Annotated in this window: 16 protein-coding genes; 8 read left to right on the top strand and 8 right to left on the bottom strand. The window is 68.9% G+C overall.

All coding sequences use genetic code 11. The annotated features are described in order from the left end of the window. Positions 1-12 precede the first annotated feature (12 nt). Positions 13-1,926 carry a 1-deoxy-D-xylulose-5-phosphate synthase gene (dxs, locus tag NHL60_RS00550; protein ID WP_253447587.1) on the top strand — a complete coding sequence of 638 codons (1,914 nt, stop codon included), beginning with the start codon at positions 13-15 and terminating at the stop codon, positions 1,924-1,926. Here the strand turns inward: dxs and ribA are convergent. Then, positions 1,923-2,558, bottom strand: a complete 636-nt coding sequence (gene ribA, locus NHL60_RS00555) for a GTP cyclohydrolase II (RefSeq protein ID WP_253447590.1) — start codon at positions 2,556-2,558, stop codon at positions 1,923-1,925. The genes dxs and ribA overlap by 4 nt on opposite strands. Positions 2,559-2,729: 171 nt before the next feature. Between ribA and hemE the strand changes: the two genes are divergently transcribed. Continuing rightward, the gene (gene hemE, locus NHL60_RS00560) at positions 2,730-3,806 is read left to right on the top strand and encodes a uroporphyrinogen decarboxylase (RefSeq protein WP_253447593.1); all 1,077 of its coding nucleotides are present in this window, start codon (positions 2,730-2,732) and stop codon (positions 3,804-3,806) included. A gap of 299 nt (positions 3,807-4,105) precedes the next feature. Here hemE and NHL60_RS00565 read toward each other — a convergent pair whose 3' ends face one another. Then, the gene (locus NHL60_RS00565) at positions 4,106-4,468 is read right to left on the bottom strand and encodes a hypothetical protein (protein WP_253447596.1); all 363 of its coding nucleotides are present in this window, start codon (positions 4,466-4,468) and stop codon (positions 4,106-4,108) included. Between the two features lie 214 nt (positions 4,469-4,682). Here NHL60_RS00565 and NHL60_RS00570 point away from each other — a divergent pair, with 214 nt between their 5' ends. Beyond that, complete coding sequence (locus tag NHL60_RS00570; RefSeq protein ID WP_253447599.1) at positions 4,683-5,111, top strand: host attachment protein; 429 nt, start codon at positions 4,683-4,685, stop codon at positions 5,109-5,111. A gap of 76 nt (positions 5,112-5,187) precedes the next feature. Here the strand turns inward: NHL60_RS00570 and NHL60_RS00575 are convergent, their stop codons facing one another. After that, on the bottom strand, positions 5,188-6,114 hold the full coding sequence (locus NHL60_RS00575; protein WP_253447602.1) for a LysR family transcriptional regulator: 927 nt from the start codon (positions 6,112-6,114) through the stop codon (positions 5,188-5,190). Positions 6,115-6,274: 160 nt separating this feature from the next. Between NHL60_RS00575 and NHL60_RS00580 the strand changes: the two genes are divergently transcribed. Continuing rightward, positions 6,275-7,051, top strand: a complete 777-nt coding sequence (locus tag NHL60_RS00580; RefSeq protein WP_253447605.1) for a ferredoxin--NADP reductase — start codon at positions 6,275-6,277, stop codon at positions 7,049-7,051. 125 nt (positions 7,052-7,176) lie between these two features. On the opposite strand, the gene glnK is transcribed toward NHL60_RS00580, so the two are convergent. The 3 genes from glnK to NHL60_RS00595 form a co-directional block, all read right to left on the bottom strand. Beyond that, the gene (glnK, locus tag NHL60_RS00585; protein WP_110069051.1) at positions 7,177-7,515 is read right to left on the bottom strand and encodes a P-II family nitrogen regulator; all 339 of its coding nucleotides are present in this window, start codon (positions 7,513-7,515) and stop codon (positions 7,177-7,179) included. Positions 7,516-7,666: 151 nt separating this feature from the next. Continuing rightward, positions 7,667-8,917, bottom strand: a complete 1,251-nt coding sequence (locus tag NHL60_RS00590) for an ammonium transporter (protein ID WP_253447608.1) — start codon at positions 8,915-8,917, stop codon at positions 7,667-7,669. Between the two features lie 27 nt (positions 8,918-8,944). Further along, entirely contained in the window at positions 8,945-9,283 is a 339-nt protein-coding gene (locus tag NHL60_RS00595; RefSeq protein ID WP_253447610.1) for a P-II family nitrogen regulator, read from the bottom strand. Between the two features lie 278 nt (positions 9,284-9,561). On the opposite strand from NHL60_RS00595, the gene NHL60_RS00600 reads away from it, so the two are divergent. Together NHL60_RS00600 and NHL60_RS00605 are read left to right on the top strand one after the other, a co-directional pair. After that, positions 9,562-9,903 (top strand): accessory factor UbiK family protein, encoded by a 342-nt coding sequence (locus NHL60_RS00600; protein WP_253447613.1) that lies wholly within the window; start codon positions 9,562-9,564, stop codon positions 9,901-9,903. Positions 9,904-9,971: 68 nt separating this feature from the next. Then, positions 9,972-11,474 (top strand): YifB family Mg chelatase-like AAA ATPase, encoded by a 1,503-nt coding sequence (locus NHL60_RS00605; RefSeq protein WP_253447616.1) that lies wholly within the window; start codon positions 9,972-9,974, stop codon positions 11,472-11,474. A 12-nt stretch (positions 11,475-11,486) separates the two neighbouring features. Here the strand turns inward: NHL60_RS00605 and NHL60_RS00610 are convergent, their stop codons facing one another. Together NHL60_RS00610 and NHL60_RS00615 are read right to left on the bottom strand one after the other, a co-directional pair. Then, positions 11,487-11,990, bottom strand: coding sequence for a hypothetical protein (locus NHL60_RS00610; RefSeq protein ID WP_253447619.1), 504 nt, complete (start codon positions 11,988-11,990; stop codon positions 11,487-11,489). After that, complete coding sequence (locus NHL60_RS00615) at positions 11,987-12,973, bottom strand: alpha/beta hydrolase (protein WP_253447623.1); 987 nt, start codon at positions 12,971-12,973, stop codon at positions 11,987-11,989. The genes NHL60_RS00610 and NHL60_RS00615 overlap by 4 nt, the downstream gene beginning before the upstream one ends. A 234-nt stretch (positions 12,974-13,207) precedes the next feature. Here NHL60_RS00615 and NHL60_RS00620 point away from each other — a divergent pair, with 234 nt between their 5' ends. Both NHL60_RS00620 and NHL60_RS00625 read left to right on the top strand, forming a co-directional pair. Then, positions 13,208-15,382: a malate synthase G gene (locus NHL60_RS00620; RefSeq protein WP_253447626.1), complete on the top strand. Its 2,175-nt coding sequence runs from the start codon at positions 13,208-13,210 to the stop codon at positions 15,380-15,382. Between the two features lie 128 nt (positions 15,383-15,510). Then, on the top strand, positions 15,511-15,924 hold the full coding sequence (locus NHL60_RS00625; protein WP_253447629.1) for a PaaI family thioesterase: 414 nt from the start codon (positions 15,511-15,513) through the stop codon (positions 15,922-15,924). Positions 15,925-15,928: the final 4 nt, after the last annotated feature.

Genomic DNA, 15,928 nt, shown 5'->3' on the forward strand with positions numbered 1-15,928 from the left:
ACAGATGACGCCATGAAGCTGTTCGATGAGATTCCCGCCGAGCGACCGGCCACGCCCCTGCTCGACACCCTGGACACGCCGGCTGCGCTGCGTGCCATGACCACCGCCCAGCTGGCGCAGGTGGCCGATGAACTGCGGGCCTACCTGCTCTACACCGTGGGGGTCTCCGGGGGCCACTTCGGGGCCGGCCTCGGCGTCGTCGAGCTTACCGTGGCGCTGCACCAGGCCCTGGAGACCCCCCACGACCGCCTGGTCTGGGACGTGGGCCACCAGGCCTATCCCCACAAGATCCTGACCGGCCGCCGCGAGGCGATGCCGAGCATCCGCCACTACGGCGGCCTGGCCGCCTTCCCGCGGCGCGCCGAGTCGGAGTTCGACACCTTCGGCGTCGGCCACTCCAGCACCTCCATCTCCGCCGCCCTGGGCATGGCGCTGGCCGCCCGGGCCCGGGGCGAGACGCGGCGCACCTGCGCGGTGATCGGCGACGGCGCCCTCACCGCCGGCATGGCCTTCGAGGCCCTGGCCCACGCCGGCCACGTCGACGCCAACCTGCTGGTGGTGCTCAACGATAACGAGATGTCGATCTCGGAGAACGTCGGCGGCATCGCCAGCTACCTGGCGCGAATCCTCTCCAGCAAGCCCTACCTCACCGTGCGCGAGGGCAGCAAGAAGGTGCTCTCCCACCTGCCCGGGGCCCTGGAGCTGGCCCGGCGCACCGAGGAGCACATGAAAGGGATGGTGAGCCCGGCTACCCTCTTCGAGGAGATGGGCTTCAACTATATCGGCCCCATCGATGGTCACGACCTGCCGCTGCTGGTGCAGACCCTGCGCAACCTGCGCGATCTGGATGGCCCCCAGTTCCTGCATGTGAAGACCCGCAAGGGGCGCGGCTTCCTGCCCGCCGAGGCGGATCCCATCGGCTATCACGCCATCACCAAGCTGGAAAAGAGCGAGCCGGAAAAGGGCCCCGCGGCGGCGCCGCTTGCCCCGCCCAGGAAAAAGAAGAAGTACTGCAACGTCTTCGGCGACTGGCTATGCGACATGGCCGCCGCCGACGCGCGGCTGATCGGCATCACCCCGGCCATGCGCGAAGGCTCCGACCTGGTGCGCTTCTCCCGGGAGTATCCCGAGCGCTACTTCGACGTGGCCATCGCCGAGCAGCATGCGGTGACCCTGGCCGCCGGCATGGCCTGCGAGGGGATGAAGCCGGTGGTGGCGATCTACTCCACCTTCCTGCAGCGCGGCTATGACCAGCTGATCCACGACGTGGCGGTGCAGGATCTCGACGTCACCTTCGCCATCGACCGCGCCGGCCTGGTGGGGGAGGACGGGCCCACCCACCACGGTAATCTCGATCTCTCCTACCTGCGCTGCGTGCCCGGCCTGGTGGTGCTGGCGCCCGCCGACGAGGCGGAGTGTCGCGCCATGCTCAGCGCCGCCTACCACTACGACGGCCCCGCCGCGGTGCGCTATCCGCGCGGCACAGGCCCGGGCGTGGCGATCCCCGCCCACCTGGAGCCCATCGCCATCGGCCAGGCCGAGACCCGCCGCGAGAGCGGCGCCGAGCCGGGTCGGCGCGTGGCCCTGCTCGCCTTCGGCAGCCTCAACGTGCCGGCCGCCGAGGTGGCCGAGCGCCTCGATGCCACCCACCTCAATATGCGCAGCATCAAGCCCCTGGACCGCGAGGCGGTGCTCTCCGCCGCGCGTGACCACGACCTGCTGGTGACGCTTGAGGAGAACGTGGTGGCCGGTGGCGCCGGCAGCGCGGTAGGTGAGCTGCTGGCTGCCGAGGGCGTGCAGGCGGCGCTGCTCAACCTGGGGCTGCCGGACGCCTATGTGGAGCACGGCAAGCCCGGCGAGCTGCTCGCCGAGTGCGGCCTGGACGCCGAGGGCATCGAGGCGGCGATTCGCGCCCGGCTGGGCTAGCCCTTGCGTTCGATATCCACGTCGCTGGCCTGGGTGAAGTCGCCCAGGGCCATCATGTGGCCGAGCTTGCCGGCCTTGGTGGAGAGGTACTGCTCGTTGTGGGGGTTGAGCCCGGTGGTCAGGGGCACCCGCTCGACGACGTTGACCCCGGCGCCGGTCAGGGCATCGACTTTGCGCGGGTTGTTGGTCATCAGGCGCAGAGCGCTGATGCCCAGATGCTTGAGCATCGGCACGCAGAGGTCGTAGCGGCGCAGGTCGGCGCCGAAGCCGAGCTGCTCATTGGCCTCGACGGTGTCGGCGCCCTGGTCCTGCAGGTGGTAGGCGCGGATCTTGTTGAGCAGGCCGATGCCGCGACCCTCCTGGCGCAGGTAGAGCAGTACTCCGCGCCCCTCGGCGGCGATGCGCTTGAGCGCCTCCTGCAGCTGATAGCCGCAGTCGCAGCGCATGGAGAAGAGCGCGTCGCCGGTCAGGCACTCGGAGTGAACCCGCCCCAGCACCGGCTCTCCGTCGGCCACGTCGCCGAGGGTCAGGGCAATATGGTCCTTGCCGGTAGCCTCGTCCTCGAAGCCGTGCATGGTGAAGGTGGCCCAGGGGGTGGGCAGTCGAGAGGCGGCGATGAAGCGAATCGTCACTGGGTACCTCGGTATCAGGCCGCGGGCGGTGCCGCAGAATGGGGCAATAGTCTAACAGGAACCGCGGCGGTGCTCACGGCCGCGTAGAGCCTGTCGAGCTTGGCCTCGGTCAAGCCTCGCGTGCGGCGATGCGCTACAATGGCGCCACATTTCCCGTGGATGACCGCCTGCATGGAACTCAAGAACGATCGCTTTCTGCGCGCCCTGGCGCGTCAGCCTGTGGACCGCACGCCGGTATGGATGATGCGCCAGGCTGGCCGCTACCTGCCGGAGTACCGCGCCACCCGCGCCGAAGCCGGCGACTTCATGGACCTCTGCCGCAACCAGGACCTGGCCTGCGAGGTGACCCTGCAGCCCCTGGAGCGCTATCCGCTGGACGCGGCGATCCTCTTCTCGGATATCCTCACCATCCCCGATGCCATGGGCCTGGGGCTCTACTTCGAGACCGGCGAGGGGCCGAAATTCCGCAAGCCGGTGCGCAGCGCCGAGGATGTGGCGGCGCTCAGCGTGCCCGATGCCGAGCGCGACCTGGACTACGTGATGCGGGCGGTCTCTACCATCCGTCGCGAGCTCAACGGGCGGGTGCCGCTGATCGGCTTCTCCGGCAGTCCCTGGACGCTCGCCACCTACATGGTGGAGGGCAGCTCCAGCAAGGACTTCCGCCACGTCAAGACCATGCTCTACGACACGCCCAGCGTGATGCATGACCTGCTCGACACACTGGCCACCTCGGTCACCGAGTACCTCAATGCCCAGATCCGCGCCGGTGCCCAGGCGGTGCAGATCTTCGACACCTGGGGCGGCGTACTCTCCACCCCGGCCTACCTGGAGTTCTCGCTGCGCTACATGGAGCAGATCGTCGCCGGCCTGATCCGCGAGCACGACGGGCGCAAGGTGCCGGTGATCCTGTTCACCAAGAACGGCGGTCAGTGGCTCGAGGACATCGCCCTGGCGGGCCCCGATGCCGTAGGCCTGGACTGGACGACGGAGTTGTCCGATGCCCGCTCCCGGGTCGGCCACAAGGTTGCCCTGCAGGGCAACCTGGACCCCAACGTGCTGTTCGCACGCCCGGCGGCGATTCGCGCCGAGGTGGCGCGCATCCTCGACAGCTACGGCGAGGGCCCCGGCCATATCTTCAACCTGGGCCACGGCATCAGCCAGTTTACCAACCCGGACAACGTCACCGCCTTCATGGAGGCGCTGCACGAGCTGAGTCCGGTCTACCACCGCCGTATCCAGCATGGCTGACAGGGGTCGCCCGACCTGGCTGAGACGCCTGCATGACCAGCGCCGCCTGTGGGCAGCGCTGGCCGTTGTGGGGGCAGTGGCGATTCGGCGCTGCCTGCGCGGTGCTGGTGCTGGCCGGGGTGCGGCGAGGGCTGGGTCTGCGCTGAAGGGAGTGGCCGGCGCCCCCGAGATGCCGCGACAGGCTGCCTAGAGGCGTGGCTCCCGGGATGGCGGGGTCTCTGTCTGGTCGCTGGCCATGTCCAGCGAGGGCTCGCGGGGGCGCAGCCGATCGGCCGGGCGCCTTACCCGGGGGCTGCCCACTACGCTGTCGTCGGGGTCCAGGGCGCGGGCATCGCTGGTCCAGGCCGCCTGGGGATCATGCACCGCTGGGCGGCGCTCGTGGAACGCGTGATCACCGGGCCGGCCCCGGCGGCATTCGCCAGGTGGTGAGGCAGCAGCCACAGCTCGGCGAGCAGGCGCAGGGCCACGGCGGCCAGCAGCCAGAGGCCGCCGCCGAGTGCCAGCGGCGGCCAGGCCTCGGCCCAGCTCAGGGGCGCCAGCCATGGCGTACGCGGGGCGAGCCAGAGGGCGGCACCGGCGACGAGGCCAAGCTGCAGCAGCAGATGACAGAAGAGCAGGGTGCCGCGAGAGAGGGGGCGGCGCGGAAACAGGAACTGACGCATTGGGCTCCTCCCGGAAGCACATCGTGGTGATCAGACGTGCCGGCATCCCTGCCGGTCATGGGCGGATGCTACCCCAGATCAAGCTCCCGTGCAGTTTCCCCGTGTCAGGGCGTCATTCGGGTTGACCGGGTCCGGACGGCTTGCCACTGTTGAAGGAGTAGTGCCGCCGAGGCCCAGGGCCCGGTTTCATGACAACCTGCATCAAGGAGTGGCTATGACGACCTATATCGTGGTGGCAGACGCAGCGCGGGCCAGGATCTTCACCCGCGACGCGCTCAAGCTGGTCGAGCAGGACAGCCTGGTGCATGCGGCCAGCCGGCTGCATGAGGGGGATCTGGTCACCGATCGTGGCGCCGACGTGCACGAGTCGACCTCGGTCACATCGCGTGCTTCCGGCGGCGAGAACACGGCGCGCACCCATGAGGAGCTGATCTTCGCCAAGGAGGTGGCCGAGCGCCTCTACCGGGCGCGGGTCGACAACTCCATGGAGAAGCTGATTCTGGTCGCTCCCCCGCGTTTCCTGGGCCAGCTGCGCGACAAGCTCGACGGCCCCACCACCAAGCTGGTGATCCACTCCCTCTCCAAGGACCTCTCCAAGGCCAGTCTGGAAGACATCCAGGAGGCGGTCAGCGATATGCGTTGACCCCGCTCCCCGGCGCACCCCTACCGGCGGGCCCGGCCACCATGGCCGGGCCCGCTGCCGTTCCGCTCCTGCGGGCTCAGGGCACCGGCGGCAGGTCGATCTGGTCGCTGCGCGTCACCCCTTCGGTCATCTGCCGGCAGAGCTTGAGGAACTCGCGCATGCCGGTGGCCATGTACTTGTGGCGGTGCCAGATGAAGGCGAACTGGCGGCTCAGGTCCAGCTCCGGCGTGGGGATCGCCACCAGGCTGCCGCGGCGGAAGGCGTCGCGCAGCGCCAGCTTGGAGACGCAGCCGATGCCGAGCCCCGACTCCACGGCGCGCTTGATCCCCTCGGTATGCTCCAGCTCCAGCAGAACATTGAAGCGGCCGCGGCGGTGTCGAGCGGCCTGCTCCAGGGTCAGGCGGGTGCCCGAGCCCTCCTCGCGCATGATCCAGGCCTCGCGCAGCAGCCGTTCCAGCGCCACCGGACCGCTCCCTGCCAGGGGGTGGTCCGGTGAGCAGAATACCGCCAGCTCATCCTCTACCCAGGGTTGGGTCGTCACGTCCTCCGCTTCGCAGTGCCCCTCGATCAGCCCGAGGTCCAGCTCATGGTGGCGAACCCCCTCGATGATGGCGCGGGTGTTGCGCACCGCCAGCCGCACGCGACTGCCGGGAAAGCGCTGCATGAAGTCGCCGATCAGCAGGGTGGCCAGGTAGTTGCCGATGGTCAGGGTGGCACCCACATCCAGGGTGCCGACCCCCTGCTGGCCGCGCAGCAGCTCCTCGATCTCCTCGGCGCGATCCAGCAGGGCCACCGCCTTGGGCAGCAGCTGGAAGCCCAGGGCATTGAGCTTGAGGCGCTTGCCGATGCGATCCAGCAGCTGGCAGTCGAACTGGCGCTCCAGTTCGGCCAGGGCCGTGCTGGTAGCGGACTGGGAGAGCGACAGGACCCGGGCGGCCCGGGAGACGCTCTCGTGCTGGGCGACGGCGACGAAGACCTCCAGCTGGCGCAGGGTGAAACGCATGGGGCTGAGCTCCTGTGATCCATATCAAGGACGCGGATAAGTCTTATCCATACAATCCATTTAACAGATAACGCCCCTTCTCTTAGAATTCAATGCAAATATCCATTGCCCATCTATTCCTTTTGGGAATATGTGGCCTGCGCTATCTCAAGGAGCCGGCATGAGCAAGTTCGCCCTGGAAGAGGTCCTGAGCGTTCACCACTGGAACGACACCCTCTTCAGCTTCCGTACCACCCGCGACCGCGGCCTGCGCTTCAAGAATGGCCAGTTCGTGATGATCGGACTAGAGGTCGACGGCAAGCCGCTGATGCGGGCCTACTCCATCGCCAGCCCCAACTACGAGGATCACCTCGAGTTCTTCAGCATCAAGGTGCCGGACGGCCCGCTCACCTCGCGTCTTCAGCACCTCAAGGTGGGCGATCAGATCATGGTGAGCCGCAAGCCCACCGGCACCCTGGTGACCGACGACCTGCTGCCGGGGCGTAACCTGTACTTCCTGTCGACAGGCACGGGGCTCGCTCCCTTCATGAGCCTGATCCAGGACCCGGAGGTGTACGAGCGCTTCGAGAAGGTGGTGCTGGTGCACGGCGTGCGCAGCGTCAGCGAGCTGGCCTATGCCGACTTCATCCAGCAGGAGCTGCCTGCCCACGAGTACCTGGGCGAAGAGATCGCCGAGAAGCTGGTCTACTACCCCACGGTAACCCGGGAGGCGTTCCACACCATGGGGCGTCTCACCGACCATATCCGCACCGGCAAGCTCTTCGAGGATACCGGCCTTGCGCCCATGGACCCCAAGCAGGACCGCGCCATGATCTGCGGCAGCCCGGCGATGCTCGACGAGACCAGCGCCCTGCTTGACGACCTGGGCTTCAAGATCTCCCCGCGCATGGGCGATCCCGGCGACTACGTCATCGAGCGGGCGTTCGTCGAGAAGTGATCGGGCGGCGCCCGGAGCTCTAAGCCGTAAGCTTTAAGCGACAAGAGAAACCCCATCCGGCTTCCGTCGGATGGGGTTTCCTTGTCTGGATCAGCTACCGAGCCAAGCTCGACGGCTTACGGCTGCTAGACCGCGTCCTTGCCCGTCTCGCCGGTACGGATGCGGATCACCTGCTCCAGCGGGGTGACGAAGATCTTGCCGTCGCCGATCTTGCCGGTATTGGCGACCTGGGTGATGGCGTCGATCACCTTCTCGGCCATGTCGTCGTCCACGGCCACCTCCAGCTTCACCTTGGGCAGGAAATCGACCACATACTCGGCGCCGCGGTAGAGCTCGGTGTGCCCCTTCTGGCGGCCGAATCCCTTGACCTCGGTGACGGTGATGCCCTGAACCCCGATCTCGGAGAGGGACTCCCTCACGTCGTCCAGCTTGAAGGGCTTGATGATGGCGGTCACCAGTTTCATGGTCGAATTCCTCGTCTGTTCGCAGCGGTGGCCGGGCCACCCGAGTGTGCCTGATTGCTCTCTAGCATACACCGCGGCGAGCAGGATGAAAAAAGGCCCCCGAAGGGGCCAGGAGGAGCACGCCAGCTCACTCGGTGGGCGTCGCCGTCACTTACTTCTTGGCGACGCTGAACTCGGGGTAGGCCTCCAGACCGCATTCGGCCAGGTCGACGCCCTCGTACTCTTCTTCCTCGCTGACGCGGATGCCCATTACTGCCTTGAGGATCAGCCAGACGATCAGGCTCGCCGCGAAGACCCAGGCGAAGATGGCGATGATGCCGAGGAGCTGGGCACCGAAGGTGGCGTCGCCGTTGGTCAGAGGCACCGCCAGCAGGCCCCAGATGCCGACCACGCCGTGCACCGAGATGGCGCCGACCGGGTCGTCGATCTTCAGCTTGTCCAGGCCCACGATGGAGGCCACCACGATGGCGCCGCCCACGGCGCCGATCAGGGCGGCACTCAAAGCGGAGGGGGCCAGCGGCTCGGCGGTGATGGCCACCAGGCCGGCCAGGGCGCCGTTGAGGGTCATGGTCAGGTCGGCCTTGCGGAACCAGATCTTGGCCAGGATCAGGGCGGCGATCACGCCGCCGGCGGCCGCGGCGTTGGTGTTGACCAGCACCTGGGCGACGTTGTTGGCGGAGTCCACGTCGGAGACCTTGAGCTCGGAGCCGCCGTTGAAGCCGAACCAGCCCATCCACAGGATGAAGGTGCCCAGGGTGGCCAGCGGCAGGTTGGCGCCGGGGATGGCATAGATGCTGCCGTCCTTGCCGTACTTGCCCTTGCGGGGGCCGAGGATCAGCACGCCGGCGAGAGCCGCGGCCGCACCGGCCATGTGGACGATGCCGGAGCCGGCGAAGTCGGAGAAGCCGGCGGCGTCGAGCCAGCCTTCGCCCCAGGTCCAGTAGCCGGAGACCGGGTAGATGAAGCCGGTCATCACCACGGCGAAGGCCAGGAAGGCCCACAGCTTCATGCGCTCGGCCACGGCACCGGAGACGATGGACATGGCGGTGGCCACGAAGACGACCTGGAAGAAGTAGTCGGCTCGCATGGAGTAGTAGGGGGCGTCATCGCCGCCGGCCAGCACCGCATCGACGCTGTTCTCGCCGCCCAGCAGGAAGCCCAGGTTGGGCAGGAAGCCCCCCTCGGCGCTGGAGTACATGATGTAGTAGCCCACCAGCAGGTACATGGTGCAGGCGATGGCGAACAGGGCGATGTTCTTGGTGAGGATCTCGGCGGTGTTCTTGGAGCGCACCAGGCCGGCCTCGAGCATCGAGAAGCCGGCGGCCATCCACATCACCAGCACGCCGCAGATCAGGAAGTAGAAGGTATCGAGCGCATAGCTCAGCTCTGTCAGTTCACTCATGGCAGTCTCTCCAGAGGCAGGAAACGATCAGACGGCGTCGGGGCCGCGTTCACCGGTGCGGATGCGAATCACGTCCTCCAGCGGCGTGACGAAGACCTTGCCGTCGCCGATCTTGCCGCTGTTGGCCGCGCTGCAGATGGCGTCGAGCACCGTCTCCAGGCGAGAGTCGTCCACGGCGACCTCGACCTTGACCTTGGGCAGGAAGTCGACGACGTATTCGGCGCCGCGATAGAGCTCGGTGTGGCCCTTCTGGCGGCCGAAGCCCTTGACCTCGGTGACGGTGATGCCTTGAACGCCGTTGTCGGCCAGCGCCTCGCGGACGTCGTCGAGCTTGAACGGCTTGATGATGGCGGTGATGAGTTTCATCCCTTGTCTCCCCGGTTGCGTTGGGTATCGGCGCGGTGGCCGCATGCCCTGACATGGCCATAATCGTGCCATCGACACTTTGCAGTCTTTTAAATCAAATGGTTGGGGTCGCTTTCGAGGCTGGTCGGACGAGGTGGTTGCAGCGCAGCAAAGGCTTCTGCACCGTCTTGGTGCCGGCTGTCGGTGCAGGCGCGCCATCCTGGCGCAGCGGTGGGGCATGCGCTCGCGGCGGGGCATGCGTATCCTGTAGCCGGCATTCCCACGTTCAGGAGAGACCCATGGTGAGCCATGACCGTATCGGCCGACTGGCCCAGCAGATCGGTGAGCGCCTGCAGGGCGCGTCCCAGGCGCCGGAAGAGGTGCAGAAGGGCATTCAGCAGGTGGTGCGCGGCGCCTTCGACCGCCTGGAGCTGGTGTCCCGGGAGGACTTCGACATCCTGATGGATGTGCTGCAGCGCACCCGGGCCCGGGTCGAGGCCCTGGAGCAGCAGGTCGCCGGGCTCGAGGCGCTGCTGGAGCAGCGCACCGGCGAGGCGCCGACCGACGCCCCGGCGGCCGCCGCCGAGGGCGACACGCCTCGCCCCGAGGAGGACGCCGGCGGCGGCGAAGCCGGCCGCTGATCCGACGCCGGGCAGGGGGGCCGGCTCTGGACTAGCCTTGGGGCATGACTCCAGGCGAGGGAGCGCCCATGACGCTGGCGATCGTTCATACCCGTGCGGGCCTCGGCCTCGAGGCCCCCGAGGTCCAGGTGGAGGTCCACCTGGCCAACGGCCTGCCGGGGGTGACCCTGGTGGGCCTCCCCGAAACCGCCGTGAAGGAGAGCCGCGAGCGGGTGCGCAGCGCCCTGGTCAACGCCGGCTTCGACTACCCCCTGCGTCGCATCACCCTCAACCTGGCCCCCGCCGACCTGCCCAAGGAGGGCGGGCGCTTCGACCTGCCCATCGCCCTGGGGCTGCTGCTGGCTTCGGGCCAGCTCCCCCCCGATGCGCTGCAGGCGACCGAAAGCGTCGGCGAGCTGGCGCTGGATGGTCGCCTGCGCCCGGTTCACGGCGTACTGCCCCTGGCCATGGCCACCCGCCGGGCCGGCCGGCGACTCATCGTGCCTCGGGCCAACGCCGATGAGGCGGCACTGGCCGGCGATCTCGAGGTGCTCCCCGCCGACCACCTGCTGGAGGTGGTTGGCCATCTGCTGGGGCGAGCGCCCATTGCGCCGCACCGGCTCTCCCGCCCGCCCGAGGCGTCGGTGGCGCTCCCCGACCTGGCCGAGGTGCGCGGCCAGCACCAGGCGCGCCGCGCCCTGGAGGTGGCCGCCGCGGGTTCCCACAACCTGCTGCTGGCCGGCCCTCCCGGCACCGGCAAGACCATGCTGGCCAGCCGCCTGCCGGGCATCCTGCCGCCGCTTACCGATGAGGAGGCGCTGGAGGTGGCGGCGGTGCGCTCGGTGAGCGGACTGCCCCTGGCCGCGGAGTGGGGCCGCCGCCCCTTCCGGTCGCCCCATCACACCGCCAGCGCCGTGGCCCTGGTGGGCGGCGGGGCCAAGCCCCGCCCCGGCGAGATCTCGCTGGCCCATCACGGGGTGCTCTTCCTCGACGAGCTGCCGGAGTTCTCCCGCCATGTGCTGGAGGTGATGCGCGAGCCCATGGAGTCGGGGCGGATCCATATCGCCCGGGCCAGCCATGAGCGCCGCTATCCGGCCCGCTTCATGCTGGTGGCGGCCATGAACCCCTGCCCCTGCGGCCATCTGGGCGATCCGCGCCAGGCCTGCCACTGCACCGCGGCCCAGATCCAGCGCTACCAGGCGCGCCTCTCGGGGCCGCTGCTCGATCGCATCGACCTGCAGGTGGAGGTGCCGGCGCTGCCGCCGGAGCAGCTCACGGCGGCGGCCGAGAGCGAACCCTCGGCGGCGGTGCGGGCCCGGGTGGTGGCGGCCCGGGAGCGGCAGCTGGCGCGGGGTGCCCTCAATGCCCACCTGGCCGGGCGGGAGCTGGAGGCGGCCTGCGGCCTCGCCGCCGCCGATCGCGCCTGGCTGGCCGGTGTGCTGGAGCGGCTCAAGCTCTCGGCCCGGGCCTACCACCGGGTGCTGCGGGTGGCACTGACCCTGGCGGACCTGGCCGGCGAACCGAAGCCGGCCCGGGAGCAGCTGATCGAGGCGGTGGGCTACCGCCAGCTGGATCGGCTGCTCAAGGGGTAGGCAGGGGCTGGCCTAGAGCGCCGTGGCGTCCAGGGCGCCCTGCAGGCTCTCCTCCCACTGGGGCGAGTCGCTGCCGGGGCGGCGCAGCACCAGGGTCAGCCGGTAGGGCAAGAGCTCCCGGTCCGAGAGCCGCAGCCGCGGTCCGTCGGCCATCAGCCGACTCTCCAGCCGCCACTGATTATCGCCGGCGCCGTCGCCCATGCTATCGCTCCAGTCGAGCACCTGGGGGCCGTCGCTCACCGCCAGCAGCGCCCGGGTCAGGCTCTCCAGGAAGCGCTCCTGGCCGATGCCGAGCTCCCCGTTGACCTCCGGGGCGGCCAGCAGCAGCACCTGGTCGCCGGGCGGTTTCGGCAGGGGAGGCGCCTCCATGACCCGATCGGCGGCGCGCTCGCCCAGGTTGAACAGCGCCTGGCGCAGGGTCTCGGGGCGGTCGGGGGCCGCGGCGCAGCCGGCGAGCAGCAGAGGCGCGAGGAGCAGGGGGGCAAGCAGCGGGCGTGGCGTGCGGCTGGCGTTCATGGGGAGTCGGTCTCCGGGTGGGCAGCGACAGGCGCCAGGTCGTCGATAAAGCGGTCCAGGCTCTCGAAGAGCGCCAGGCGGATCGGCTCGGCCTCGTTGACCAGGTGGTGGCGCGCCTCGGGGTGGCGGTGAATCTCGGCATTGGGAAACTTGTGGGCCAGCACGCCCAGGTTCCATTCCCAGTCCACCGTCAGGTCCTGCTCCCCCTGGAGAATCAGGGTGCGCACCGGGTTGGGAGGCAGCGCCAGCAGGCGCGGCATCCAGCGGCGCATGGCGCTGACCCAGTCCACGGCGACCCGGTCGGCCTGGAGGGGATCCTTGTCGCGCAGGAAGGCGGCGAACTCCTCGTCGGTGGAGTTGGGGCGGAACTTGCGCGGGACGGAGCTCAGGAAGGGACCGGCCAGCAGGTGCAGCCAGCTGGCCTGGCGCCAGCCCCAGGGACGCACCAGAGGGGCCAGCAGCGCCAGCCCCGCCCAGTGGCTGTCCTCGCCGCGGGTGAGGGCGTCGGTGGCGAGGATGGCCGCCCCGGTGCTCTGGCCGACGCCCAGCCAGGGGCGCGGGGCCAGCTCCTCCTGCTGCAGGTGGGTCTGCAGCGCCTCCAGGCAGCCGCTGTAGTCGGCGAAGTCCTTGATCGAGGCGCGGGCCCCGCTGGAGAGGCCGTGGCCGGGCAGGTCCCAGAGGACCACCCGCCAGCGGCGCTCCAGCAGGCGCTCCAGCAGATGACGATAGAGGCCCAGGTGGTCGAAGTAGCCGTGCACCACGAAGGCGGTGCCCACCGGCTCGGCGGGGCTCCAGACCTGGGTCCAGAGGCGGAAGCCCTGGGCATCCACATAGCCCACGTAGAGGCCGACATGCTCGGCCAGCAAGGGGGCCAGGCCATAGTGGCCCAGGTAGCGTTCCAGGTGGTCGCCGCCGGGCACCGCATCGAGTGATTCGATCAGCCGAACCGGGCCCAGCGCCTGTAGGGGGGTGAAGTCGCTCATCGTGTCCTCCGCGGCGCCCGGCTATGCTAGCGTCAAGCCAGGCGGTGCACCACGAGCAAGCCACGCCTGCCCGGTCTCACCTTATCTTTTGGTCTAGCTGGCCGCCTTCCCGAGGCTTTTCGGGTTTACACATGGAAGTATTTTCCACAAAATCGAGGCCAGAGCAGTCACACAACCCCTGTCCCGGCAGACTGGCACGCGACACGCCGGCTGCCAAGCACGAGGAGATCCACCATGACCCAACGTGTTACCCGCCATCGCCTCCAGGTGGCCGCCGAGCTGGACCGCTTCATCAATGAGCAGGCGCTTCCCGGTACCGGCGTCGATGCCGAGGCGTTCTGGGCCGGCGTCGATGCCCTCTTCCATGATCTGACCCCGAAGAACCGCGAACTGCTCGCTGAGCGTGAGCGTCTGCAGGAGCAGCTCGACGGCTGGCACCGCGAGAACCCCGGCCCGGTGGGTGACATGGCGGCCTATCGCGCCTTCCTGAAGGAGATCGGCTATCTGGCCGAGGCCCCGGCCAGGGTCGAGGTGACCACCGGCAACGTGGATCGCGAGATCGCCGTCCAGGCCGGTCCCCAGCTGGTGGTGCCGGTGAGCAACGCCCGCTATGCGCTGAACGCCGCCAATGCGCGCTGGGGCAGCCTCTACGACGCCCTCTACGGCACCGATGCCATCTCCGAGGAGGACGGCGCCGAGAAGGGCACCAGCTTCAATCCCAAGCGCGGCGAGAAGGTGATCGCCTACGCCCGCGGCCTGCTGGACCGCGCCGCGCCGCTGGCCACCGGCTCCCACCGCGACGCCGTCAAGTACGCCCTGCGTGACGGCCATCTGGTGGTGACCCTGGAGGGCGGCCGCGAGACCGGTCTCAAGGAGCCCGGCAAGCTGGTGGGCTATACCGGCGAGGCGGCGACCCCCGAGTCGGTGCTGCTGGTCAATCACGGCCTGCACCTGGAGATCCAGATCGACCCGAGCCACCCCATCGGCAAGACCGACCCGGCCGGCGTCAAGGATCTGGTCGTCGAGGCGGCGCTGACCACCATCATGGACTGTGAGGACTCCGTGGCCGCGGTGGACGCCGAGGACAAGGTGGGCGTCTACGCCAACTGGCTGGGCCTGATGAAGGGTGACCTGGAGGAGCAGGTGGAGAAGGGCGGCAAGACCATCACCCGCCGCCTGCACGCCGATCGCCAGTTCACCACTCCGGACGGCGGCAGCCTGACCCTGCCCGGCCGCTCGCTGATGTTCGTGCGCAACGTCGGCCACCTGATGACCAACCCGGCGGTGCTCGACGCCGAGGGCAATGAGCTGCCCGAGGGCATCCTCGACGGCATCGTGACCGGCCTGATCGCCCTGCACGACCTCAAGAAGGGCGAGGGTGAACCGCGCAACTCCCGCGAGGGCTCCGTCTACATCGTCAAGCCGAAGATGCACGGTCCGAAGGAAGTGGCCTTCTCCAACGAGCTCTTCGGCCGCGTCGAGGACCTGCTGGGCATGGCCCGCGATACCCTCAAGATGGGCATCATGGACGAGGAGCGCCGCACCACGGTGAACCTCAAGGCGTGCATCAACGAGGCCGCCTCCCGCGTGGTCTTCATCAACACCGGCTTCCTGGACCGCACCGGCGACGAGATGCACACCGCCATGGAGGCGGGCCCGATGATCCGCAAGGGCGACATGAAGGGCGCCGCCTGGATCCAGGCCTACGAGAAGAACAACGTCCAGATCGGCCTGGCCTGCGGCCTGCGCGGCCGCGCCCAGATCGGCAAGGGCATGTGGGCCATGCCGGACCTGATGGCCGCCATGCTGGAGCAGAAGATCGGCCATCCCAAGGCCGGCGCCAACACCGCCTGGGTGCCGTCGCCCACCGCGGCCACGCTTCACGCCCTGCACTACCATCAGGTGGACGTAACCGGCATCCAGCGCGAGCTGGAGGCCCAGGGCGAGCCGGACTACCTGGACGAGCTGCTCAGCGTGCCGGTGGCCGCCGAGGCCAGCTGGTCCGACGAGGAGATCCAGCAGGAGCTCGACAACAACTGCCAGGGCATTCTCGGCTACGTGGTGCGCTGGGTGGAGCACGGCGTGGGCTGCTCCAAGGTGCCGGACATCCACGATGTGGGCCTGATGGAGGACCGCGCCACCCTGCGGATCTCCAGCCAGCACATCGCCAACTGGCTGCACCACGGCGTGGTCGACGCCGCCCGGGTCCAGGAGACCCTGGAGCGCATGGCCAAGGTGGTGGACGAGCAGAACGCGAACGATCCGGCCTACACGCCGATGAGCGCCGACTACCAGGGCTCCAGCGCCTTCCAGGCGGCCAGCGACCTGATCTTCAAGGGCCGCGTGCAGCCCTCCGGCTACACCGAGCCGCTCCTGCACCACTGGCGCGCCGTGCACAAGGCCAAGTAAACCAGAGGCCAGGCAAGCCAGCGCGGTGTCACCGCTGAACCAGAAGCGCCCCGGGTACCTGCCCGGGGCGCTTTCGGTTATGTTGACGCCAGCGTCAATTCGCCCCATTCACTGCAAGGAGCCCGCCGATGACCGTGATGACCGCCGCCACCATCGAGGATTTTCTCGACGAGGTGTTTCCCCAGCGTATCGGTACCATCGAGGCCGTGGACCATATGCGCGCCACCATGAGCCTGGCCATCGATGACGAGCACCTGCGCCCCGGCGCCAGCGTCTCCGGTCCCACCCTGATGGGGCTGGCCGACGTCTGCCTCTACGTGGCGATCCTGGCCCAGATCGGCCCCGAGCCTATGGCGGTCACCAGCGACCTGCACTGCCGCTTCCTGCGCCGTCCCCGGGGCGACCGCGACATCATCGCCACCGCGCGCATCCTCAAGCTGGGTCGCCGCCTGGCGGTGGGCGAGGTGCAGCTCTTCTCCGCCGGCGACGAGCAGCCGGTGGCGCTGGTGACCGCCACCTATGCCCTGCCCGACCGGGACTGAGCCG

The organism is Halomonas sp. Y3, assembly GCF_024137965.1.
In the GTDB taxonomy this organism is placed as follows: domain Bacteria; phylum Pseudomonadota; class Gammaproteobacteria; order Pseudomonadales; family Halomonadaceae; genus Halomonas; species Halomonas mongoliensis.